The organism is Lichenibacterium dinghuense, assembly GCF_021730615.1.
Taxonomy (GTDB): Bacteria; Pseudomonadota; Alphaproteobacteria; order Rhizobiales; family Beijerinckiaceae; genus Lichenihabitans; species Lichenihabitans dinghuensis.
The window spans coordinates 2868066-2887600 of record NZ_JAJLMN010000001.1 but is presented as its reverse complement, the minus strand read 5'-3'; the positions used below and the strand labels follow the sequence as shown (position 1 = coordinate 2887600).

Annotated in this window: 19 protein-coding genes; 11 read left to right on the top strand and 8 right to left on the bottom strand. The window is 73.9% G+C overall.

Annotated elements, in window-relative coordinates; translation table 11 throughout:
* Positions 1 to 205 precede the first annotated feature (205 nt).
* On the top strand, positions 206 to 2311 hold the full coding sequence (locus L7N97_RS13765) for a hypothetical protein (RefSeq protein ID WP_237478925.1): 2106 nt from the start codon (positions 206 to 208) through the stop codon (positions 2309 to 2311).
* 188 nt (positions 2312 to 2499) lie between these two features.
* On the opposite strand, the gene L7N97_RS13760 is transcribed toward L7N97_RS13765, so the two are convergent.
* Positions 2500 to 3249, bottom strand: coding sequence for a dienelactone hydrolase family protein (locus L7N97_RS13760; RefSeq protein WP_237478924.1), 750 nt, complete (start codon positions 3247 to 3249; stop codon positions 2500 to 2502).
* 151 nt (positions 3250 to 3400) lie between these two features.
* On the opposite strand from L7N97_RS13760, the gene L7N97_RS13755 reads away from it, so the two are divergent.
* Both L7N97_RS13755 and L7N97_RS13745 read left to right on the top strand, forming a co-directional pair.
* Positions 3401 to 4204, top strand: a complete 804-nt coding sequence (locus L7N97_RS13755) for a PAS domain-containing protein (protein WP_237482228.1) — start codon at positions 3401 to 3403, stop codon at positions 4202 to 4204.
* A 69-nt stretch (positions 4205 to 4273) separates the two neighbouring features.
* Positions 4274 to 5359: a PAS domain-containing sensor histidine kinase gene (locus tag L7N97_RS13745; protein ID WP_428980993.1), complete on the top strand. Its 1086-nt coding sequence runs from the start codon at positions 4274 to 4276 to the stop codon at positions 5357 to 5359.
* A 259-nt stretch (positions 5360 to 5618) separates the two neighbouring features.
* Here the strand turns inward: L7N97_RS13745 and mutM are convergent, their stop codons facing one another.
* Positions 5619 to 6545 carry a bifunctional DNA-formamidopyrimidine glycosylase/DNA-(apurinic or apyrimidinic site) lyase gene (mutM, locus tag L7N97_RS13740; RefSeq protein WP_237478923.1) on the bottom strand — a complete coding sequence of 309 codons (927 nt, stop codon included), beginning with the start codon at positions 6543 to 6545 and terminating at the stop codon, positions 5619 to 5621.
* A 98-nt stretch (positions 6546 to 6643) separates the two neighbouring features.
* Between mutM and ubiE the strand changes: the two genes are divergently transcribed.
* The 3 genes from ubiE to L7N97_RS13725 all read left to right on the top strand — a co-directional run bounded on the left by ubiE (position 6644) and on the right by L7N97_RS13725 (position 9602).
* A complete protein-coding gene (gene ubiE, locus L7N97_RS13735; protein WP_237478922.1) occupies positions 6644 to 7417 on the top strand; it encodes a bifunctional demethylmenaquinone methyltransferase/2-methoxy-6-polyprenyl-1,4-benzoquinol methylase UbiE in 774 nt (257 codons plus the stop codon).
* A 5-nt stretch (positions 7418 to 7422) separates the two neighbouring features.
* On the top strand, positions 7423 to 8991 hold the full coding sequence (ubiB, locus tag L7N97_RS13730) for a 2-polyprenylphenol 6-hydroxylase (RefSeq protein WP_237478921.1): 1569 nt from the start codon (positions 7423 to 7425) through the stop codon (positions 8989 to 8991).
* A gap of 173 nt (positions 8992 to 9164) precedes the next feature.
* Positions 9165 to 9602, top strand: a complete 438-nt coding sequence (locus L7N97_RS13725; RefSeq protein ID WP_237478920.1) for a helix-turn-helix domain-containing protein — start codon at positions 9165 to 9167, stop codon at positions 9600 to 9602.
* A gap of 128 nt (positions 9603 to 9730) precedes the next feature.
* On the opposite strand, the gene L7N97_RS13720 is transcribed toward L7N97_RS13725, so the two are convergent.
* From L7N97_RS13720 to L7N97_RS13705, 4 genes are all read right to left on the bottom strand, one after another.
* Entirely contained in the window at positions 9731 to 10903 is a 1173-nt protein-coding gene (locus L7N97_RS13720; protein WP_237478919.1) for a dimethylmenaquinone methyltransferase, read from the bottom strand.
* Positions 10904 to 10994: 91 nt separating this feature from the next.
* Positions 10995 to 12185 (bottom strand): PA0069 family radical SAM protein, encoded by a 1191-nt coding sequence (locus tag L7N97_RS13715; protein WP_237478918.1) that lies wholly within the window; start codon positions 12183 to 12185, stop codon positions 10995 to 10997.
* A 104-nt stretch (positions 12186 to 12289) separates the two neighbouring features.
* Positions 12290 to 12754 (bottom strand): hypothetical protein, encoded by a 465-nt coding sequence (locus L7N97_RS13710; RefSeq protein WP_237478917.1) that lies wholly within the window; start codon positions 12752 to 12754, stop codon positions 12290 to 12292.
* 4 nt (positions 12755 to 12758) lie between these two features.
* Entirely contained in the window at positions 12759 to 13022 is a 264-nt protein-coding gene (locus L7N97_RS13705; protein WP_237478915.1) for a helix-turn-helix domain-containing protein, read from the bottom strand.
* A gap of 184 nt (positions 13023 to 13206) precedes the next feature.
* On the opposite strand from L7N97_RS13705, the gene L7N97_RS13700 reads away from it, so the two are divergent.
* The 5 genes from L7N97_RS13700 (at position 13207) to L7N97_RS13680 (ending at position 16511) form a co-directional block, all read left to right on the top strand.
* Positions 13207 to 14034 (top strand): glutamine amidotransferase, encoded by an 828-nt coding sequence (locus L7N97_RS13700; RefSeq protein ID WP_237478913.1) that lies wholly within the window; start codon positions 13207 to 13209, stop codon positions 14032 to 14034.
* 66 nt (positions 14035 to 14100) lie between these two features.
* On the top strand, positions 14101 to 15048 hold the full coding sequence (locus L7N97_RS13695) for a class I SAM-dependent methyltransferase (RefSeq protein ID WP_237478912.1): 948 nt from the start codon (positions 14101 to 14103) through the stop codon (positions 15046 to 15048).
* Positions 15045 to 15800 (top strand): pseudouridine synthase, encoded by a 756-nt coding sequence (locus L7N97_RS13690; protein WP_237478911.1) that lies wholly within the window; start codon positions 15045 to 15047, stop codon positions 15798 to 15800. Before L7N97_RS13695 ends, L7N97_RS13690 begins: the two co-directional genes overlap by 4 nt.
* 97 nt (positions 15801 to 15897) lie before the next feature.
* Positions 15898 to 16107 (top strand): hypothetical protein, encoded by a 210-nt coding sequence (locus tag L7N97_RS13685; RefSeq protein ID WP_237478910.1) that lies wholly within the window; start codon positions 15898 to 15900, stop codon positions 16105 to 16107.
* Between the two features lie 158 nt (positions 16108 to 16265).
* Positions 16266 to 16511, top strand: coding sequence for a DUF6894 family protein (locus L7N97_RS13680; RefSeq protein ID WP_237478909.1), 246 nt, complete (start codon positions 16266 to 16268; stop codon positions 16509 to 16511).
* 167 nt (positions 16512 to 16678) lie between these two features.
* Here the strand turns inward: L7N97_RS13680 and L7N97_RS13675 are convergent, their stop codons facing one another.
* Both L7N97_RS13675 and L7N97_RS13670 read right to left on the bottom strand, forming a co-directional pair.
* Entirely contained in the window at positions 16679 to 18112 is a 1434-nt protein-coding gene (locus tag L7N97_RS13675) for a M20 family metallopeptidase (protein WP_237478908.1), read from the bottom strand.
* On the bottom strand, positions 18109 to 19527 hold the full coding sequence (locus L7N97_RS13670; protein ID WP_237478907.1) for a M20 family metallopeptidase: 1419 nt from the start codon (positions 19525 to 19527) through the stop codon (positions 18109 to 18111). The genes L7N97_RS13675 and L7N97_RS13670 overlap by 4 nt, the downstream gene beginning before the upstream one ends.
* Positions 19528 to 19535: the final 8 nt, after the last annotated feature.

Genomic DNA, 19535 nt, shown 5'->3' with positions numbered 1-19535 from the left:
CCTGCGGAGCGGGGGAGGGGGACCGCGCGAAGCGCGGTGGAGGGGGCGCTGGTGCCGCCCTCCCCGGAAGCCCCGGCACCCCGTTACCCGCACACGGCCGCCGTCGCACCCGGTCCGCCCCCTCCACCGGCCTGCGGCCGGTCCCCCTCCCCCGTTTCACGGGGGAGGATCAGCGCACGCCGCGCATCGCTGAAACGACGCCTCCATGACCCGCTTCGCCCTGTCCTTCGCCCCGCTGGTGCCGGCCGCCCTGCTGGGAGTCCTCGCGGCCGCGGCCGTCGCCGTGGTGATCCTCGGCCTCCTCGGGCGGCGGCGCGGCACGCTGCTGCGCGGGCTCGGCCTCGCGCTGATGATCCTGGCCCTCGCCGACCCGAGCCTCGTGCGCGAGGACCGGCGCGGCGAGAAGGACGTCGTCGCGGTGGTGATCGACCAGAGCGGCAGCCAGACCATCGGCGAGCGCGCCGCCCAGACCGCCAAGGCCCGCGCCGCCCTGACCCGGGATCTGGCGGCGCTCGGCAACGTCGAGCCGCGCTTCATCGAATCGGGCCGCTCCGACGCCGAGAACGACGGCACCCGCCTGTTCTCCGCCCTGTCGAGCGGCCTCGCCGACGTTCCGCCGGAGCGGGTGGCCGGCGTCCTCATGGTGACGGACGGGGTGGTCGACGACATCCCGCCGGACCCGGCGGCGCTCGGCTTCAAGGCGCCGCTGCAGGTGCTGGTGACGGGCCACGCCGGGGAGCGCGACCGGCGCGTCGAGCTCGTCGAGGCGCCGCGCTTCGGCATCGTCGGCAAGGACCAGACGATCAGCCTGCGCGTGCTCGACACGGACGACCGCGGCGAGCCCGTGGCCGTCACGGTGCGGCGCGACGGCGTCGAGGTCGCGCGCCGGCAGGCCCGCGTCGGCGAGCGGATCGACGTGCCGGTGCGCGTCGACCACGCGGGCCCCAACGTCGTCGAGGTGGACGTGCCGACGATCCCCGGCGAGTTGACCGCGCTCAACAACAAGGCCGTCGTGACGATCGACGGCGTGCGCGACAAGCTGAAGGTGCTGCTCGTGTCGGGCGAGCCCCACGCGGGCGAGCGCATGTGGCGCAACATCCTGAAGTCGGACGCCAACGTCGACCTCGTCCATTTCACCATCCTGCGCCCGCCCGAGAAGCAGGACGGCACGCCCATCAACGAGCTGGCCCTGATCGCCTTCCCGACGGGCGAGCTGTTCGGCTCCAAGATCGGCGACTTCGACCTCATCATCTTCGACCGCTACTCGAACCAGTCGATCCTGCCCTACGCCTACTTCGAGAACATCGCCCGCTACGTGCGCAACGGCGGCGCGCTCTTGATGGCGGTCGGCCCCGACTATTCGGGGCCGGACGGGCTCTACTATTCCCCGCTCGGCGCCATCGCGCCGGTGCGGCCGGACGGGCGCGTGATCGAGACGCCGTTCCGCCCGCGCGTGACGGCGGACGGGGAGAAGCACCCCGTCACCCGCGGCCTCGCCGGCTCGGACGCCGACCCGCCGGCCTGGAGCCTGTGGTTCCGCCAGGTCGACGGCGACGCCACCAAGGGCATGCCGGTGATGTCGGGCGCGGAAGGGCGGCCGCTCGTGGTGCTGTCGCGCGAAGGCAAGGGCCGCGTGGCGCAGATGCTGTCGGACCAGATCTGGCTCTGGGCGCGCGGCTTCGAGGACGGCGGCCCCTACCTCGACCTCACCCGCCGCCTCGCCCACTGGCTGATGAAGGAGCCCGACCTCGAGGAGGAAGCGCTGCGCGCCACCGCGCGCGGCCGCGACATCGCGATCGAGCGGCAGAGCGTGAAGGGCATCACCGCGCCCGTCACCGTCACGGCGCCCTCGGGCGCGACCTCAAGCGTCGATCTCGCCGCGGCCGAGCCCGGCCTGTCGCGCGGCACGGTCAGGACCGACGAGCTCGGCCTATACCGCCTGACCGACGGCACCAATTCCGTGCTGCTCAACGTGGGCCCCGAGAACCCGCGCGAGTTCCAGGAGGTGGTGTCGACCACGGAGAAGCTCCGCCCGCTGGCGGAGGCCACGGGGGGCAGCGCGCGGCGCATCGGCACCGGGGACGGCGACGCGATCGCCATGCCCCGGCTCGTCGCCATGCACGAGGCGCCGAGCTACAGCGGCTCCGACTACATCGGCATCAAGCGGACGGACAGCAGCACGGTGGCGGGCATCGGGCTGCTGCCGCTGGGCGTCGGCGGCATCGGCCTCCTCGCGCTGCTCGGCTCGACCGTGCTGGCCTGGGTGGCCGAGGGACGGGGCTTCCGGCGGCGCGGCGGCGGCTCCCTGTGAGGCTCGCGGCGATCCGGTCGGTCGCGCTTCGGGCGGCCTGGGTCGAGCCGGCCGACCGATAGCGATCCGTCGCCCCCGAGCGGGTGAACTCCCAAAGGGAGCCCCCTCCACATAGGCGGGGGCGATCCCCTGTCCTGGTCCTCTCTGGCTCAGGATCGACGGAGGAGGGCCGGGACGGGCGGCTCGCTTCAGGCCCCGTGCAGCGTCCGCCCGAACAGGGCCAGCATCCAGCCGACCGCCTGGAGGAACAGCGCCGGGTCGTAGCGCGGGCCCTCGTCGCGCAGGAAGGCGTGGGCGGCGTTGACCTCGTGCCACGCGTAGGCGGCGCCGACGGCCTCCAGCCGCGCCCGGATCGCCTCGCGCCCGGCGAAGGGCACGTGGGGGTCCTGCCGGCCGAACACGAATAGCGCCTCCGCCTTGAGCTCGCCGAGCCGCGCGAGCGTGTCGTCGGACCTGCCCAGGCCGAGCGTGCCGGAGTGGACGTCGGTCGGGTAGAAGCAGGCCGCGGCCGTCACGGTGGGGTCGAGCGCCGCGCGTAGCGCGAGGTGGCCGCCGAGGCACACGCCGAAGGTGGCGAGGCGCCCCGTCGAGGCCGGGTGGGCGCGCAGACAGGCGAGCCCGGCCGCGGCATCCGCGTCGTAGGCCGCCACGGGCTTGCCGAACTTCAGCGCGTTGCCGCGGTCCGTGCCCGCCTGGTCGTAGCGCAGGACCGTGCCGGCCGGCTCGTGCTCGTGGTACACCTCCGGCACGCCCACCACGTAGCCCTGCCCCGCCACCAGCGCGGCGAGGCGGCGGATCGGGTCCGTGACCTGGTAGATCTCCGAGAAGAACAGCACGGCGGGGAAGCGGCCCGGCACGGCGGGCCGGAACAGGTGCACCCGCATCGGGCCCGCGCCCGCTACGGGCACGTCCTCGTGTTCGTCGCCGCGGATGATCATCGCTCGCTCCCGTGCTGGCTCGGCATCGCGCCCCGTCGTTGACAGGCCCGGAGGCGCGTGGGAAGCCCGCAACCCCGCGTCGCCCGGCGGCGTTCGCGTCTTTCGAGGGCCCGGCGGGCCCGTCCGCCCCCGGAGGGCCGCCGTGACCGAGATGCAGCCGCCGGACGCCCGGCCTCCCCGCGCGGCCGCGCCGGCCCCCTCCGCCCCGCCGGACGCGCTGTTCCTCGACGCGCTGGGCGACGGCATCTACGGCGTCGACGCCGACGGCCGCTGCACCTTCGTCAACCGCGCCGCGCTCGACATCCTGCGCTACGGCTCGGCCGAGGAGCTGCTCGGACGCAACATGCACGCGCTGGTCCACCACATCCGACCGGACGGCTCGGCCTATCCCGTGCTCGACTGCCCGCTGCTGCACACGCTGACCACGGGCCGGCCCGTGCGGCTCGACAACGAGCTGCTGTGGCGGCGCGACGGCAGCTCGTTCTTCGCCGAATATTCGTCCTTCCCCGTGATGGTGGACGGGGTGGCGACGGGCAGCGTCGTCACCTTCGTCGACCTGTCGGTGCGGCGGGACGGGCGCCGCCGCCTCGCCGCCCAGCACGCCGTGGCCCAGGTGCTGGCGGGCGAGGCCGAGGCCGACGACGTGCGGGAGCGGCTGCTCGCCGCGATCGGCTCGGGCTTCGGCTGGACCGCCGGCGCGCTGTGGCTCGCCGCCGCGGGCGGCGGGCTCGACCGCGCCGCGACTTGGCGCGCGCCCGGAGCCGCCGCCGACGCCCCGAGCGAGGGACTGGCGGGCCGGGCCTTCGCCGGGGGCGCGCCGCTGGCCGACGCGGACGATGTCGCCTTTCCGGCCAGCACGGACGGCGAGCGCCTCGGCGTGCTGGCCTTCGCGGGCGCCGGCGCGTCCGACCTCGCCGACGGCGGCCGCGACGCCCTGGCGACGCTGGGCCACTAGGTCGGGCAGTTCCTGAAGCGGCGGCAGGTCGAGGCGGCGCTGCGGGACAGCCGGGCGATCCAGACCGCGGTGCTCCAGACGGCGCTCGACTGCGTGGTGGTGATCGACGAGGGCACCCGCATCCGCGAGTTCAACCCGGCGGCCGAGCGCACCTTCCTGCGCTCGCGCGAGGCCTCGCTCGGGGAGGAGCTCGGCGCGCTGATCCTGCCGGCCGACTTCCTGGTCGGTCACCTCAAGAAGTTCGCGCATTTCCTCGACGAGGGCGAGGCCTCGGCCGTGAACCGCTACGTGGAATGCGAGGCGGAGCGGGCCGACGGCACCCGCTTCCCGGTCGAGCTGTCGGTGACGCCCCTCAAGGTGGGCGGGGAAGCGCTGTTCACCGCCTACCTGCGCGACATCACCGAGCGCAAGGCGGCCGAGCACGAGCTCGCCGCGGCGCGCGACGCCGCCGAGGAGGCCAACAAGGCCAAGAGCCAGTTCCTGGCCAACATGAGCCACGAGCTGCGCACGCCGCTGTCCGCCATCATCGGCTATTCCGAGATGCTGCAGGAGGAGATGGAGGACGGCACTGAGCCGGCCGGCCTCGCGCCCGACATGCACAAGATCGAGACCAACGCGCGCCACCTGCTCGGCCTCATCAACGACGTGCTCGACCTCAGCAAGATCGAGAGCGGCAAGATGGAGGTCTTCGTCGAGGCCTTCGACGTGGAGGCGACGGTGCGGGACGTGGCCGCCACGGTGGCGGCGCTGGTCGAGAAGAAGAACAACGCCCTGTCGCTCGACCTCGCGCCGGGGCTCGGCGCTATGCGGTCGGACCTCACCAAGGTGCGGCAGATGCTGCTGAACCTGCTCTCCAACGCCGCCAAGTTCACCGAAGGCGGCACGGTCACGCTGTCGGCGTCGCGGGAGCGCGATCGACTGACCTTCGCGGTGCGGGACTCCGGCATCGGCATGACGGAGGCGCAGATGGGCAAGCTGTTCCAGCGCTTCAGCCAGGCCGACAGCTCGACGACGAGCAGGTTCGGCGGCACGGGCCTGGGGCTCTCGATCAGCCGCGCCTTCGCGATCATGCTCGGCGGCGACATCACGGTGGCGAGCACTCACGGGCGCGGCAGCACGTTCACGGTGGTGCTGCCGGCGGAGGTGGCGAGGTAGCGGATTCCGATCGCTGCGCCGGTCAGGGCGGACGAGGGCGCCCCACCGTCATCGCGAGCGCAGCGAAGCGATCCAGCCGACGCGTCCAGAAGGGGACACGCCGGGGCAGATCACGCTCCCGGGGCAGATCACGCCCCGCGGCAGCTCTCGACGGTTCTGGATCGCTGAGCTGCGCTCGCGATGACGGCTGGAAACGCGTGGTCGGCGCGGTTCACGTCTGAACCGCACGAGCGCTTCCCGCCGCCGTGCGGTGTCGCCCCTACCTCTGACATCCCGCGCAGAAGAACGTCGACCGCCCCCCCTGCACGATGCGCCCGATGACGCCCCGGCACTTCGGGTCCGGACAGGGGTGGCCCTCGCGGTCGTAGGCCCGGAACGTGTGCTGGAAGGTGCCGAGTTCGCCGTCGGCGTGGCGAAAATCCTTCAAGGTCGAGCCGCCGGCCTCGACCGCCGCCTCCAACACGGTCCGGATCGCGGAGGCCAGCCGCTTCGCCCCCGCGGTCGGCGTCCCGTCGGGCTTCGCCAGCGTGCTGGCGGCGCGCTCGGGCGACAGGCCGGCGCGGTGCAGCGCTTCGCAGACGTAGATGTTGCCGAGGCCCGCGATGAGCTTCTGGTCGAGCAGCGCGGCCTTGAGCGGCGCGGCGCGGCCGGCCATCAGCCGCGCGAGCACGCGCGCGTCGAAACCCTCGTCGAGCGGCTCCACCCCGATGTCGCGGAACAGCGGGTGAGCGTCGAAGCCGCCGGGCTCGACCAGCACCATGAAGCCGAAGCGGCGCGGGTCGTTGTAGGTGATGGTCGCCCCGGTGTCGAAGGCGAAGCGCAGGTGGTCGTGCGGGCTCGTGCCGCCGGGCCCGGTCGCCTTGCCGCGCCCGTAATAGAAGGAGCCGGGCGTCGCCTCGGCGGCGGGCTCCCCCGCTCCCCCGTCCGAGCCCGGCGCCAGCACCCGGAACGATCCCGTCATGCCGAGGTGGGCCGCCAGCACGCTCCCGTCGTCGAGCGGGATGACGAGGTATTTGGCGCGGCGCCCCACCGCCTCCACGCGCCGGCCCTGCAACCGTTCGGCGAAGCGCTCGGGGAACGGGAAGCGCAGGCCGGCGCGGCGCTGCTCGACGGCGGTGAATGTCGCACCCGTCATGGCCTGGGCCAGGCCGCGGCGGACGGTTTCGACTTCGGGAAGTTCCGGCATGGTGCTACAGCGAGGCCTCTCTCGTTTCGGGAGATGGGTGCGGCGCGGCCCCGGTGCCAGCTCGCGCCCCGCCGTCCAGAGAGGTCCAGAAGGCCACGATGACCGACCCGACAGATCCCCGCCCCGCCGCCGCGCCCACGACCCACTTCGGCTTCACCGACGTGGCGCTCGACCGCAAGCAGGGCCTGGTGGACGACGTGTTCCACAAGGTGGCCGAGCGCTACGACGTCATGAACGACGCCATGTCGGGCGGCCTCCACCGCGTGTGGAAGGACGTGCTCGTGTCCATGGTGAAGCCGTCGCGCGAGGCGCCGTTCCGCCACCTCGACGTGGCGGGGGGCACCGGCGACGTGGCCAAGCGCGTCGCGAAGGCGGGCGGGCCGCTGACCGAGGTCACGGTGCTCGACATCAACCACGACATGCTGCGCGTCGGCCGCGACCGCCTGGCCGAGAAGGCGCAGGGCTTCCGCTACGTGGCGGGCAACGCGGAAAGCCTGCCGCTGCCCTCGAACCGCTTCGACTGCTACACGATCGCCTTCGGCATCCGCAACGTGCCGCGCATCCCGCTGGCGCTCGCCGAGGCGCACCGGGTGCTCAAGCGCGGCGGCCATTTCCTGTGCCTGGAGTTCTCGGCCGTCGACGTGCCGGTGCTCGACCACGCCTACGACCTGTTCTCGTTCAAGGTCATCCCGCGCATGGGCCGGATGATCGCCGGCGACGGCGAGCCCTACCGCTACCTGGTCGAGTCGATCCGCCGCTTCCCCGGCGTCGAAACCTTCTCCGACATGATCGCCGACGCCGGCTTCCGCCGCGTGAAGGCGACGCGGCTGACCGGCGGCGTCGTCACCATCCACTCGGCCTGGAAGCTCTAGCCCCCGTGCTGGCGAGCTTCGGGCACATCGGCCGCCTGGCCCGGGCCGCCTTCGTGCTGGCCCGCGAGGGCGTGTTCTCGGGCATCGACCCGGCCAACGTGCCGGTGTCGGCGCGCCTGCCGCTGGCCCTGGCCCGGACGATCGCGCGCCGCCGCACGGCCGCGCAGGGCGCGCGGCTCGGCGTCGCCATGGGCAAGCTCGGCCCCTCCTACGTCAAGCTCGGCCAGTTCCTGGCCACGCGGCCCGACGTCGTCGGCGCCGCCGCGGTGCGCGACCTCGAAGGGCTGCAGGACCGCGTGCCGCCCTTCCCGCGCGAGGTGGCGGTGTCGATCATCGAGGCCGCCTTCGACCGGCCGCTCGCGGAAACCTTCTCGCATTTCAGCGAGCCCGTCGCGGCCGCCTCCGTGGCGCAGGTCCACAGGGCGCGGCTCACCCCCGAGCGCGGCGGCGGCGAGGTCGCGGTCAAGGTGATGCGTCCCGGCGTCGACCGCCGCTTCAAGCGCGACCTCGGCGACCTGTATTTCGCGGCCCGCACCGCCGAGCGCCTCGTGCCGGACGCCCGGCGCCTGAAGGTCGTCGAGGTGATCGACGCCCTCGCCCGCTCCGTCACGATGGAGATGGACTTCCGCATCGAGGCCGCGGCGGCGAGCGAGTTCGCCGAGAACGTCGCGGACGACCCGGACTTCCGCATCCCCGCCATCGACTGGACGCTGTGCGCCAAGGACGTGCTGACGCTCGAATGGGTGAATGGCACGTCGCTGACCGACGTGGCGCTGCTGCGCGAGCGCGGCTGCGACCTGCCGGCGCTGGGCCGCACGGTGCTGCAGTCCTTCCTGCGCCACGCCATGCGGGACGGGCTGTTCCACGCCGACATGCACCAGGGCAACCTGTTCCTCGACCACCAGGGCCGGCTCACCGCGGTCGATTTCGGCATCATGGGGCGGCTCGGCCGTCGCGAGCGGCGCTTCCTGGCCGAGATCCTGTATGGCTTCATCCGGCGCGACTACCTGCGCGTCGCGGAGGTGCACTTCCAGGCCGGCTACGTGCCGGGCAAGCACCGCGTCGAGGACTTCGCCCAGGCGATCCGCGCCATCGGCGAGCCGATCCACGCGCGCCGCGCCGACGAGATCTCGATGGCCAAGCTGCTCACGCTGCTGTTCGAGATCACGGCGCTGTTCGACATGAAGACCCGCGTCGAGCTGGTCATGCTGCAGAAGACCATGGTGGTGGTGGAGGGCGTGGCCCGCACGCTCGACCCCCGGCTCGACATGTGGGAGACGGCCGAGCCCGTGGTCCGCACCTGGATCGAGGGCAACCTCGGCCCCGCCGGCAAGGTCGAGGACGCGGCCGCGACGGTCGGCGGCCTCGTGCGCGGCGCCCTGGCACTGCCCGACCTGATGCTCCGCGCCGAGAAGATCCTCGGCCAAATGGAGGGCGCGGTGGAGGACGGCGGCCCCTTCTCGCCGGGCAGCCTGAAGGAGACCGCGGCGGCCGAATCGAGCCGCCTCACGCTCGCGGGCGTGGCGCTGTGGATCATCGCGCTCGGCGTCGCCTGGAAGGTGATCGTCGGCTGACCGGCCCGGACCATCGCCGGGCGCGGACGGCCTGCACCGCAATCGTCGCACAATTCTGTTCCAGCTTGGCCCCCCGCAGGCGCCGGACGTATGGACAGCCGGTCGCATCCCATGCACGTTCCCCGAGGGCCGCCGCGGTTGTGGCGGTGCTCCACCCGCGGGCGAGAAGGTCGATGAACGAGCAGCTGTCGAAACGCACCGCCGAGGCCGACAAACGGGTGGGGGCCTGCGTGCGCGCGGCCCGCGTCAAGGCCGGGCTGAGCCAGTCGAAACTCGCCGCCGAGCTCGGCATCACCTTTCAGCAGCTGCAGAAATACGAGAAGGGGAAGAACCGCATCGCGGTGAGCACCCTCCTGCTCATCGCCGACGCCCTGTCGCTGCCCGTGCAGGGCTTCTTCGACTCCGTGGAGCGCCAGGCCACCGACGCCAGCGACTGGCCGGACCTCCTGAGCAAGGACAATATCCGGTTGATCCGGGCCTTCTCCAACATCGGCGATCCCGAGGTCAGGCGCCGCATCATGGGGCTCATCCTGGCCGTCACCGAGGACGGCGAGGAGCTGAACTTCCCGCCCACCGCTGAGCCGCCCGCGCGGGACGCCCACGCGGCCTGACGCCCGGACGCCGCGCCGGAGCACTCCCGGCCGGACAGGACCCGGGCCGACAGTCGAATTTTCTCCTCGCGACCTTCCCCATCCTGAGCCGGGCGGTGGGTCGAGACTTCTGCCTGCCGGTCCGACGCCTACAGCTTGAGCCCGCGCAGCGCTGCGAAGGGGCTCGACGCGGGATCGGGCTTCGGCGGGTCGAGCAGGGGCACCACCTGCGCGACCGCATCCTCCAGCGAGGCGACGGCGCCGCTCGTGAGCCGGCCGCCCGCCGCGTCGCGATGGCCGCCGCCGCGGAATTTTCGGGCAGCGTCGAGCGCCGTGCCGTCGTTGGAGCGGAACGACATGGTGCCGGCGCGGCCGACGTTGATCACCAGCGACGCGTCCCCGCTCGTCATGACGACGTCCGACACGCGCTGGAACGTGCCCGCGTCGAGCCCGAAGCTGAGCTTCGCGCCGCCGGGCAGCCGCCGGAACAGCTCCGGCGACACCGCCAGCAGCGACGCGATGCGGGTGCGCGTGGTGGCCTCGGGGTCGTCGCCGGGCCGGCCGGACAGCGCCGCGTCGACGATGCGGGCCCGCAGGCTCCCGGCGTCGCGCTCGATGGCGGCCGGCGTCGCGCCGCCGCCGAGCCGGGCCGCCATGCCGAGCAGCAGGTCGCCGATGAAGCGGTCGTGCCACGGGTGGCCGAGCGGCACGAAGCCCGTCACGTTGTCCCAGAACACCTCGTCGAGCACCTGGGCCTGGCGGAAGAGCGGCCGGTCCTTCTGCCACAGGTCGACGGCGTCGACCGCCTCGACCAGCACCGCCATCGCGTCGGCGAGTGCCGGGTCGGCGTCGTGCGCGGCGTAAAGGTCCGCGTGGTCGCGGGCGAGGCGCGTGGCGCAGCGCGTGTCGTCGATCAGCACCGTGACGGCGGGGTCGCCCGTCGCGATCGACTTGAGGCTCGGCCAGGGCGACGCCGGGTCGGCGTCGGCCTGCACCAAACCGCCCTCGCTCAGGCGGTCGAGCGAGGAGGCGTGGTGGTCGAGCACGACGAGGCGGTGGCGGCGCTCGGGCGGGCGCTTCGCGTTCATGGCCACGAAGTCCTTGATGAAGCTGACCGCGACGGGCTCGAGCCCGAGGTCGGTCATCAGCAGCATCTCGGGCTCGGCCGCGCCCCCGAGGCGCTTCAGCTCGGCCGCGACCACGGGGCCGACGTCGGAATAGCGCGCCACGTGGACCAGGCGCCCGATCGCGGCGCGGGACGCCGCGACCGTGGACGCGCCGTAGCCGTCGAGGTCGTGGTGGGTGAGCTGCGTGATCTTCACGGGCGGGCCTTCGGGACGGAGGACGTCGGGGTCGGCCCGAGCCGATAGCACGGCGCGGGCCCCGGTGGCGCCCCTCCCCCGGTCCCCGGCGTCAGAACAGGCTGAGCTGCTGCCCGTGCGGGGCGGGCGCCTGGAACAGGTCCGTGCGGAGCTTGGCGCGCACCTTCGGGAAGCCGAGCTTGGCCGCGGCGATCTCGAAGCGCCGGCCGAGCATCCAGGCGTAGGGGCCGGTGCCGGTCATCCGCTTGCCCCAGGTCGCGTCGTAGTCCTCGCCGTCGCGCATCGACTGCACGAGGCCCATGACGTGGCGCAGCTTGTCAGGGAAGTGCGCCAGGAGCCATTCCCGGAACAGGTCGCGCACCTCGGCCGGCAGGCGCAGCACGACGTAGCCGGCCTCGACGGCGCCCGCCTGCCGCGCCGCCTGCAGGATGGCCTCCATCTCGTGGTCGTTCACGGCGGGGATCATCGGCGCCGTCATCACCGTCACGGGGATGCCGGCCTCGCTGAGCTGCCGGATGGCGTCGAGCCGCTTGCGGGGCGCAGGCGCACGGGGCTCCATGATGCGGGCGAGCGCGGGGTCGAGCGTGGTCACCGACACCGCCACCTTGACGAGGCCCTTGGCCGCCATGGGCGCGAGCAGGTCGATGTCGCGCACCACCAGCGCCGACTTGGTGATGATGCCGATCGGGTGGCCGCAGCGCTCCAGCACTTCGAGGATCGAGCGCATCACCTTCCGCTCGCGCTCGATCGGCTGGTAGGGGTCCGTGTTGGTGCCGATCGCGATCGTGCGCGGCTTGTAGTTCGGCGCCGCGAGTTCGCGCTCCAGCCGCCCCGCCGCGCCCTCCTTGGCGAAGAGCCGGGTCTCGAAGTCGAGCCCCGGCGACAGGCCCACGAAGGCGTGGGTGGGCCGCGCGAAGCAGTAGACGCAGCCGTGCTCGCAGCCCCGGTAGGGGTTGATCGAGCGGTCGAAGGAGATGTCGGGCGAGTCGTTGCGGGTGATGACGGTCTTGGGCCGCTCCACCGTCACCGTGGTGGCGAGGCGCGCGGGGTCGGGCGCGGAAGCCTCGTCCCGAGGCTCGGCGACCCGCTCCTCGGCCTCGAAGCGCCCGGCGGGGTTCGACACCGCACCGCGGCCGCGGCGGCGGTTCGCCAGCACGTCGTCGAGCGACAGCGGCTCGGCGCGGCGCGGCGGGTGCTCGGCCCTGCGGTGCTTGACCGGCGTGCCGGCCGCGGGGAAGGGCGGCGCGATCGGCGTCCCGCCGACATCGAAACCGGTCAACATCGGCGCTCTCCGGGCTCGAAAGCGGGGCATCGCTGTGGATAACCCCGCCCGGTCCGGAACAGATAGAGAACACCGCCGGAGGCGTCAATCGCCGAATCGGGCCCTCAGGGCTTGGGGCTCGGCGGCTTCGCGGCGTGCTCGTCCGCGGGATGCGGGGCCGACGGCACGGCCGCCTTGGCGGGCGCGCCGCCGGGTGCGGGCGCCGCCACCGTGCATCGCGCGTAGCGCAGCGGGCGGGCGATCTTCAGCCGGGCCGCCTGGCGGCGCATCTGCATCAGGTCCGGCCCGAGCATGCGGATCGTCTCGGTGTAGTTGCCGGGATGCTCGGCGCGGCGGCAGTCCTCGAAGATCTCGAACTGCCCTCCCCCGGCCGCCACCTTGCGGTAGGTGCAGTGGCCGGTCGGAAAGGTGACCTCGTGCGCCGTATAGGTGCGCACGCGCGGCGCGTTGGCGGCGCAGACGCGGTTGGCCCGCACCCAGGTCCCCTCGAACGGGTAGGAGGGTTCGGCGGCGAGGGCCGGCAACGCCCCCGCGGCAACGGCCATCAGGCCGATCAGAGCGGCGCGCAAGCCTTCACTCGTCATTGTAGGAGTTCATCTCTTCGAGCGGCACGGTCTTGGCGGTGGTGAGGCGCGGGTCGTAGCGCACGCCGTCCGCGTCGAGGAACGCGATGCCGGCGCCCTCCAGGGTGGCGCGCAGCCGCGCCGAGGCTATGCCGTCGCCGCCGCCATGCTCCATCTGCGCCACGTCCTCGGACGAGAGTCCCGCCTCGCGGGACAGCTCCTCGGCCGTCATGCCGAGGGCGGCGCGCGCCATCCGGACCTGCACAGGTGTCATCGCGTGTTCCCCTCGTCGACCCGTTCACCGGCCTGCGGCGTCACGGTGGCGCCGGATTTCCACCACAGAGCGTCTCTGGTCCCATCATAGGGCGATGCCGGAGGTGCGGCAACGCCGCGGCCCGCCGGCGGCGGCGTGGCACCGGACTTGCTGCGGGCGGCGGGAAGCGGGAGAAAGCGCTGGAATGCGAGACCTATGTCCGTCGGACGCGCCGCCCCGTCCCGTTCCGGCCGCGGCGCGGCCGATCCTGGTCGTGCTCCACCAGGAGCATTCGACGCCGGGCCGCGTCGGGCGGCTGCTGCGCGCCATGGGCCACCCGCTCGACGTGCGCCGCCCCCGCTTCGGCGACCCCCTCCCGGGCACCATGGCCGACCACGCCGGGGCGGTGATCTTCGGCGGGCCGATGAGCGCCAACGACCCCGAGCCCTGGATCAAGGCCGAGATCGACTGGACGGCCGTGCCGCTGCGCGAGGGGGCGCCGCTGCTGGGCCTGTGCCTCGGCGCCCAGATGATCGCGCGCCAGCTCGGCCAGCGGGTGGCGCCGCACGCCGACGGGCACGTCGAGGTCGGCTACTACCCGATCTTCCCCACCCCGGCCGGCGACGCGCTGGTGGGCCAGCCCTTCCCGCGCTGGGTGTACCACTGGCACGGCGAGGGCTTCTCCCTGCCGGCGGGCGCGGAAGCCCTCGCCGAGGGCACGGACTTCGCCTGCCAGGCGTTCCGCTACGGCCGCGCCGCCGTCGGCCTGCAGTTCCACCCGGAAGTCACCTACGCGATGATGAGCCGCTGGATCGTGCTCGGCCACGAGAAGGCCTGCGCCAAGAACGCCCGCCCGGTCCACCAGCACCGGCCGGACTGGTTCCTGCACGACGCGCCGGTGGCCCGCTGGGCCGAAACCTTTCTGCGGGCCTGGGCCGACGGCGCCCTGCCCGAGCCCCGCGCGCGGCCGGCCGGCCCCGGCCCGAGTTGCCCGATCCCGGACGATGCCGCGCCCCGCGTCTCGGCCGCGTGACCGGCCGCCGACGGCGCCCGGCCGCCCGGCCCGATCTGACCGTGGCGTTCGGCGCCGCCCATCCCTATGTTCCGCGCGAGCGGACGGGGAGGCGGCGTGGGCGAGGCGGCGAGGCGGGGCGTGTACGGCAGCCCCATCGAAGGACTGAAGATCGACACGGCGGGGGCGGAGCAGCTGTCGCCGCTCGTGCCCGGCGCGGCGGCGCTGGAGGACCTCGGCGAGGGCGCGCTCGACGGGCTCGTGATCGTGGCGCCCCCCGGCACGGCCGAGCGCCGGCACGCGCTGGCGCTGGGCCTGAAGGCCCTCAGGCCCGGCGCGCCCTTCACGGTGCTGGCCCCCAAGGACAAGGGCGGCTCCCGGCTCGGCGACGAGCTCGACGCCTTCGGCTGCCGCTTCGAGGAGACCGGCAAGCGCCACCACCGCATCTGCGTCGGCGTCCGGCCCGAAGCGCCGCAGGGGCTCGACGAGGCGGTCGCGGCCGGCGCGCCGCGGCTCGTCGAGGCGCTGGGGCTGTGGTCGCAGCCCGGCATCTTCTCCTGGGACCGGCTCGACCCCGGCTCCGCCCTGCTGATCGAGATGCTGCCGGCCCTGGCGGGGCGGGGTGCCGACTTCGGCTGCGGCCTCGGCGTGCTGAGCCACGCCGCGCTGCGCTCGCCCAAGGTGAAGGCGCTGACCCTGATCGACGTCGACCGCCGCGCCGTCGAGGCGGCGAAGCGCAACGTCGACGACCCCCGCGCGACCGTGCGCTGGGCCGACCTCCGCACGGGCCCGCAGGGGCTCGCCAACCTCGACTTCGTGGTGATGAACCCGCCGTTCCACCAGGGCGGCATCGAGGACCAGGGCCTCGGCCAGGGCTTCGTGGCGACGGCCGCCAAGGCGCTCCGGCGCGGCGGCGCGCTGTGGCTCACCGCCAACCGGCACCTGCCCTACGAGGGCGTGCTGAAGCCGCTGTTCGGCCGCGTCGAGGTGCGGGCCGAGGCGCGCGGCTTCAAGGTCTTCGAAGCGCGGACGTGACCGCCTCCGTCCGCATCGACCGGCTGCTCGGCAACCTCGGCTACGGCTCCCGGCGCGAGGTCATGGCCCTGTGCCGCTCCGGCCGCGTGCTGCTCGACGGCGCCCGCGTGCCCTCGGCCGACCTCAAGGTGGCGCTGGAGCCGGCCCTCGCCGCGCGGCTCACCGTGGAGGGCGAGGCGCTGGACCCGCTGCCCGGCCTCGTGGTCGCGATGAACAAGCCGCTCGGCCACACCTGCTCGCACGACGACGCCGGGCCGCTCGTCCACGACCTGCTGCCGGAGCGCTGGCGGCACCGCGACCCGCCGCTGTCGAGCGCCGGCAGGCTCGACAAGGACACAACGGGCCTGCTGCTGCTGACGGACGACGGCCCCCTGCTGCACCGGATCATCTCGCCGCGGAGCGAGGCGCGCAAGCGCTACCGCGCCACCCTGGCCGAGCCGCTGCGTGCGGACGCGGCGGCGGTGCTGGCCTCGGGCACGCTGGTGCTGCGCGGCGAGGACCGGCCGCTCCTGCCGGCCGACCTCGTCGTCGAGGCGCCGACCCTGGCGGTCGTGACGGTGGCCGAGGGCCGCTACCACCAGGTCCGCCGCATGTTCGCGGCCCTGGGAAACCACGTCGTGTCGCTGCACCGGGACCGCATCGGCGCGCTCGACCTGCCGGCCGATCTGGCGCCGGGCGACTGGCGCATCCTGGAACCCGGCGAGGTCGCGGCGGCGCTGGCGGCGGCTCCCTCCCCTGCGTCCGACGATTGACATAGGATGATGACACGGTGCCACAGTGCGCTTCCGCGCGTGGCGCCCCGAACCGCCCCGGCCTATCTCGAAGGGACTGCAACCCAGGTGGACCTCCATGCTCGACAGGCTGTGGCGCCGCCTGCTCTGGCCGGCGGTGATGCGCGACGCTGACCGCCTGATCGAGGCCCACGGCCGCGGCGCCTACGGCATGGCGCGGCTCGGCGCGACCGCGTCCCACGAGGTGGACGGGCACGGCCACTGGTGCAGCGTCGCCCGCGAGATCGCCCGGCGGCTGGAGCAGGACTACCGCGTCCGCCAGGGGTGAGGGCCCGTCGGCCGGCCCTGCATGCCGTCCCGCGGGCGAAAGCGTCGCGGCGCCGTCGCGCGACCGGATGCAACCGGTATGACGCATGTGAATGCGGGCCGCCCGAGGCGCCTCCACCGTGGGTGCGTGGATCCCCTCTGACCGGATCGGGGTGCGAGATGCCGTTCTTCTTCTTCGACATCGTCGACGACGGTGTGTTCAGCCGCGACGACTACGGCGTCGACCTGCCGGGGGTCGACGAGGCGCGGGATCAGGCGATCGACCTGATCCCGGACGTCGTCCGCACCGGTCTGGCGGACGGCGCGCGCCACACCGTCACCTGCTCGGTGCGGGACGAGCCCGGCCGCGTGATCTACCGAGGAACGCTCACCTACGAGGGAGGGCGGCCGGAGGATGGTTCCTGACGCCGCCAGCCGGGGCGGCGACCCCTCACGGTCCTCGCCGGGCGACCCGTGGCCGCGGCACGGGCCGCCCTCGATCCCGCGAAGCATAGAGGCGCGCAGACCGAGGAGAGGCGGGCCATGCGCGCCCCTCATCCCCCCCCGCGAGAGAGCATCGGGGAGGGCAATGTTCAGGCGGCCCGCGCTGCCCTTCGCGCCCTCACCCCCGCCCCGTCCTCGCCGAGGTCGAAGAACAGCCCCGCCATCACGGCGAGCCCTTCCCGCGCGATCGCGCCGAGCATGTGCTCGTTCGGCGCGTGCTGGCCGCAGGCCGCGTAGGAATGCGGCACCCACAGGGTCGGCAGGCCCAGCGTGTCGGCGAAGACGTCGTTGGGCAGCGAGCCGCCGAGGTTGGGCAGCAGCGCGACCCTCTTCCCCGTGGTGCGCTCGATCGAGCCCGCGGCCCAGCCCACCCAGGGGTCCTCGGGGTCGAGCCGCGTGGCGCCCAGCACCTCGCCCCGCGACGCCCGCACGTCCAGGGTGTCGAGCCCGATCGCGTCGAGGTGGCGGCGCAGCGCCGGCACGAGGCTCCGCCAGTCCGTGCCCACCACGAAGCGGAGCTGCAGCGTCGCGCGCGCCTCGTGAGGGATCGCGTTCTGCGGCCCTTCCGGCGTGCCGGCCAGCATCGCCAGCACCTCGACGCTGTTCCAGCCGAAGACCCGCTCGGCGTCGGTGAGGCCCGGCTCGCCCCAGCCGGCGTCGACCGCGGGGTCGTCCGGCCCGCCGCCGACCGCGAGGCCGGCCAGCGCCGCGCGCACGGCCGCGGGGATCGGCGGGGGCCGCAGCGCCTCGACCAGGATGCGCCCGCGCGCGTCGACGATGGAGGCGATGGCGGCGCTGAGCACCGTGGCGGGGTTGCGCAACAGGCCGCCCCAGTTGCCCGAATGGTGCGCGCGGTCGCGCAGCGCGACGGTGAGCTCGAAGTTGAAGGCGCCGCGCGCGCCGAGGAACAGCGTCGGCCGGTCGGCGGCGAGGCGCGGCCCGTCGGACGCGATCAGCAGGTCGGCTTTGAGGGCGTCGCGATGCGCGGCACAGAAGTCGTCCAGCCCCGGCGAGCCCGTCTCCTCGCCGGTCTCGATCAGCACCTTGGCGTTGAAGCCGAGCCGGCCGCCGCGCGCCCGGAGCACACGCTCCAGCGCGGTCAGCACCACCGTGTGCTGGCCCTTGTTGTCGGCGGTGCCGCGCCCGTAGAGGCGGTCGCCCTCGACCGTCACCGCGAAGGGGTCGAGGCCCGCCCGCCAGGCGGCGTCCTGGCCCAGCACCGTGTCGCCGTGGCCATAGAGGAGCACGGTCGGCAGGTCGTCGCCCTCGCGCCGCTCCGCCACGAGGAAGGGCCCGAAGCCGGCCCGCCCGTTGGGGTGGATGGTCGACGCGAAGCCGAGGGCCGCGAGGCTCGGCGCCATCTCGTCCGACAGGTAGGCGCGGAGCGCGCCGAGGTCGGCCTCGCCTTCGCCGCCGCTCTGGCTGACGGAGCGCATCGCCACGCGCCGCCGCAGCGCGGCGAGGAAGGAGCCGTCGTCGTAGGCCGCGACGGCCGCCGCGACGGCCTCGTCCCGCGGGCTCACGCGACCGACATGGTCAGTGGGGGCTCGACCCCGGCCGGCAGCGGCGAGGTGTAGCCGCGCGGGCCGGTGCGGGCCGCGAGGTCGGCCTTGGCCTCGGCGAGGAGGTCCGGGTCGCGCACAAGGGCGGCGCCGGTGGCCGCCATGGCCTTCGCCACCTGCACCATGGCCTTGTGGGCGGCGGGGGACTGGCCCTGCGCCACGACCTGCCAGGTGTGGAACGGCGTGCCGATCGCGACCGTGGGCGCGTGGGCCTGCACGGTGGGCACCACCCAGCTCACGTCGCCGACGTCCGTCGAGCCCACCGCGGGCTCGCGCCTGGCGTCGAACGGCACGAGGAAGTCGGCCAGCGGCGCGTCGGTGGGCGCCATGCCGATCGTCTTGTAGACGGCCTCGACGGCGCCGGCGCCGAAGGTCGCGCGGATGTCGCGCGCGAAGGCGCGGTCGGCCTCGTCGAAGTGGGGCGCGCCGAGCTCGGCCATCACCTCGTGCAGCTTGCGCTCCAGCGGCGCGTTGGCGACGAGGTTCGACACGGCGGACACGATGCGGACCTCGACCTCGGTCTCGGTCATCAGGGCGGCGCCCCGCGCGATCTTCTTCACGCGCTCGACGAGGTCGAGCATGTCGGCGAGCTCGCGGGCGCGGATCGAGTAGCGCACGCGGGCGTGGGCCTGCACGACGTTGGGCGCGATGCCGCCGGCTTCGAGGTAGGCGTAGTGCACGCGCGCGTCGCTCGGCATGTGCTCGCGCATGTAGTTGACGCCGACGTTCATCAGTTCCACGGCGTCGAGCGCCGAGCGGCCGAGGTGCGGGGCCGCCGCGGCGTGGGACGAGCGGCCGGTGAACACGAAGTCGGCGCGCGTGTTGGCCAGCGCGATCGCCGGCGCCACCTCCCAGAAGCTCGACGGGTGCCAGGTGATGGCGGCGTCGGCGTCCGCGAAGGCGCCGGCCCGCACCATGAAGGCCTTGGCGGCGCCGCCCTCCTCGGCCGGGCAGCCGTAGTAGCGCACGCGGCCCGGCGTGCCGGTGGCGGCGAGCCAGTCCTTCACCGCGGTGGCGGCCAGCAGCGCCGCGGAGCCGAGCAGGTTGTGGCCGCAGCCGTGGCCGGGACCGCCGCTTTCGAGCGGCCGGGGCTCGGCGACGCCGGCCTCCTGGCTGAGGCCCGGCAGCGCGTCATATTCGCCCAGGAAGGCGATGACGGGCCCGCCCTCGCCGGCCTCGCCCATCACCGCCGTGGGGATGCCCGCGACGTTCTCGGTGACGCGGAAGCCCTGGTGATCGAGCTCGGCCACGTGCTCGGCGGAGCTCCGCCGCTCGGTGTAGCAGACTTCCGGCATGGTCCAGACGCGGTCGGACAGCGCGATCAGCCGCTCGCTCTGGAGGTCGACGTGTCGCCAAAGGTCGTTGCGGTTGTCCATGGCCTCGA

Coding starts and splice junctions, on each gene's coding strand:
- L7N97_RS13765 (WP_237478925.1), top strand. CDS start 206: ATGACCCGCTTCGCCCTGTCCTTCGCCCCGCTGGTGCCGGCCGCCCTG.
- L7N97_RS13760 (WP_237478924.1), bottom strand. CDS start 3,249: ATGATCATCCGCGGCGACGAACACGAGGACGTGCCCGTAGCGGGCGCG.
- L7N97_RS13755 (WP_237482228.1), top strand. CDS start 3,401: ATGCAGCCGCCGGACGCCCGGCCTCCCCGCGCGGCCGCGCCGGCCCCC.
- mutM (WP_237478923.1), bottom strand. CDS start 6,545: ATGCCGGAACTTCCCGAAGTCGAAACCGTCCGCCGCGGCCTGGCCCAG.
- ubiE (WP_237478922.1), top strand. CDS start 6,644: ATGACCGACCCGACAGATCCCCGCCCCGCCGCCGCGCCCACGACCCAC.
- L7N97_RS13725 (WP_237478920.1), top strand. CDS start 9,165: ATGAACGAGCAGCTGTCGAAACGCACCGCCGAGGCCGACAAACGGGTG.
- L7N97_RS13715 (WP_237478918.1), bottom strand. CDS start 12,185: ATGTTGACCGGTTTCGATGTCGGCGGGACGCCGATCGCGCCGCCCTTC.
- L7N97_RS13705 (WP_237478915.1), bottom strand. CDS start 13,022: ATGACACCTGTGCAGGTCCGGATGGCGCGCGCCGCCCTCGGCATGACG.
- L7N97_RS13700 (WP_237478913.1), top strand. CDS start 13,207: ATGCGAGACCTATGTCCGTCGGACGCGCCGCCCCGTCCCGTTCCGGCC.
- L7N97_RS13695 (WP_237478912.1), top strand. CDS start 14,101: ATGTTCCGCGCGAGCGGACGGGGAGGCGGCGTGGGCGAGGCGGCGAGG.
- L7N97_RS13685 (WP_237478910.1), top strand. CDS start 15,898: ATGCTCGACAGGCTGTGGCGCCGCCTGCTCTGGCCGGCGGTGATGCGC.
- L7N97_RS13680 (WP_237478909.1), top strand. CDS start 16,266: ATGCCGTTCTTCTTCTTCGACATCGTCGACGACGGTGTGTTCAGCCGC.
- L7N97_RS13670 (WP_237478907.1), bottom strand. CDS start 19,527: ATGGACAACCGCAACGACCTTTGGCGACACGTCGACCTCCAGAGCGAG.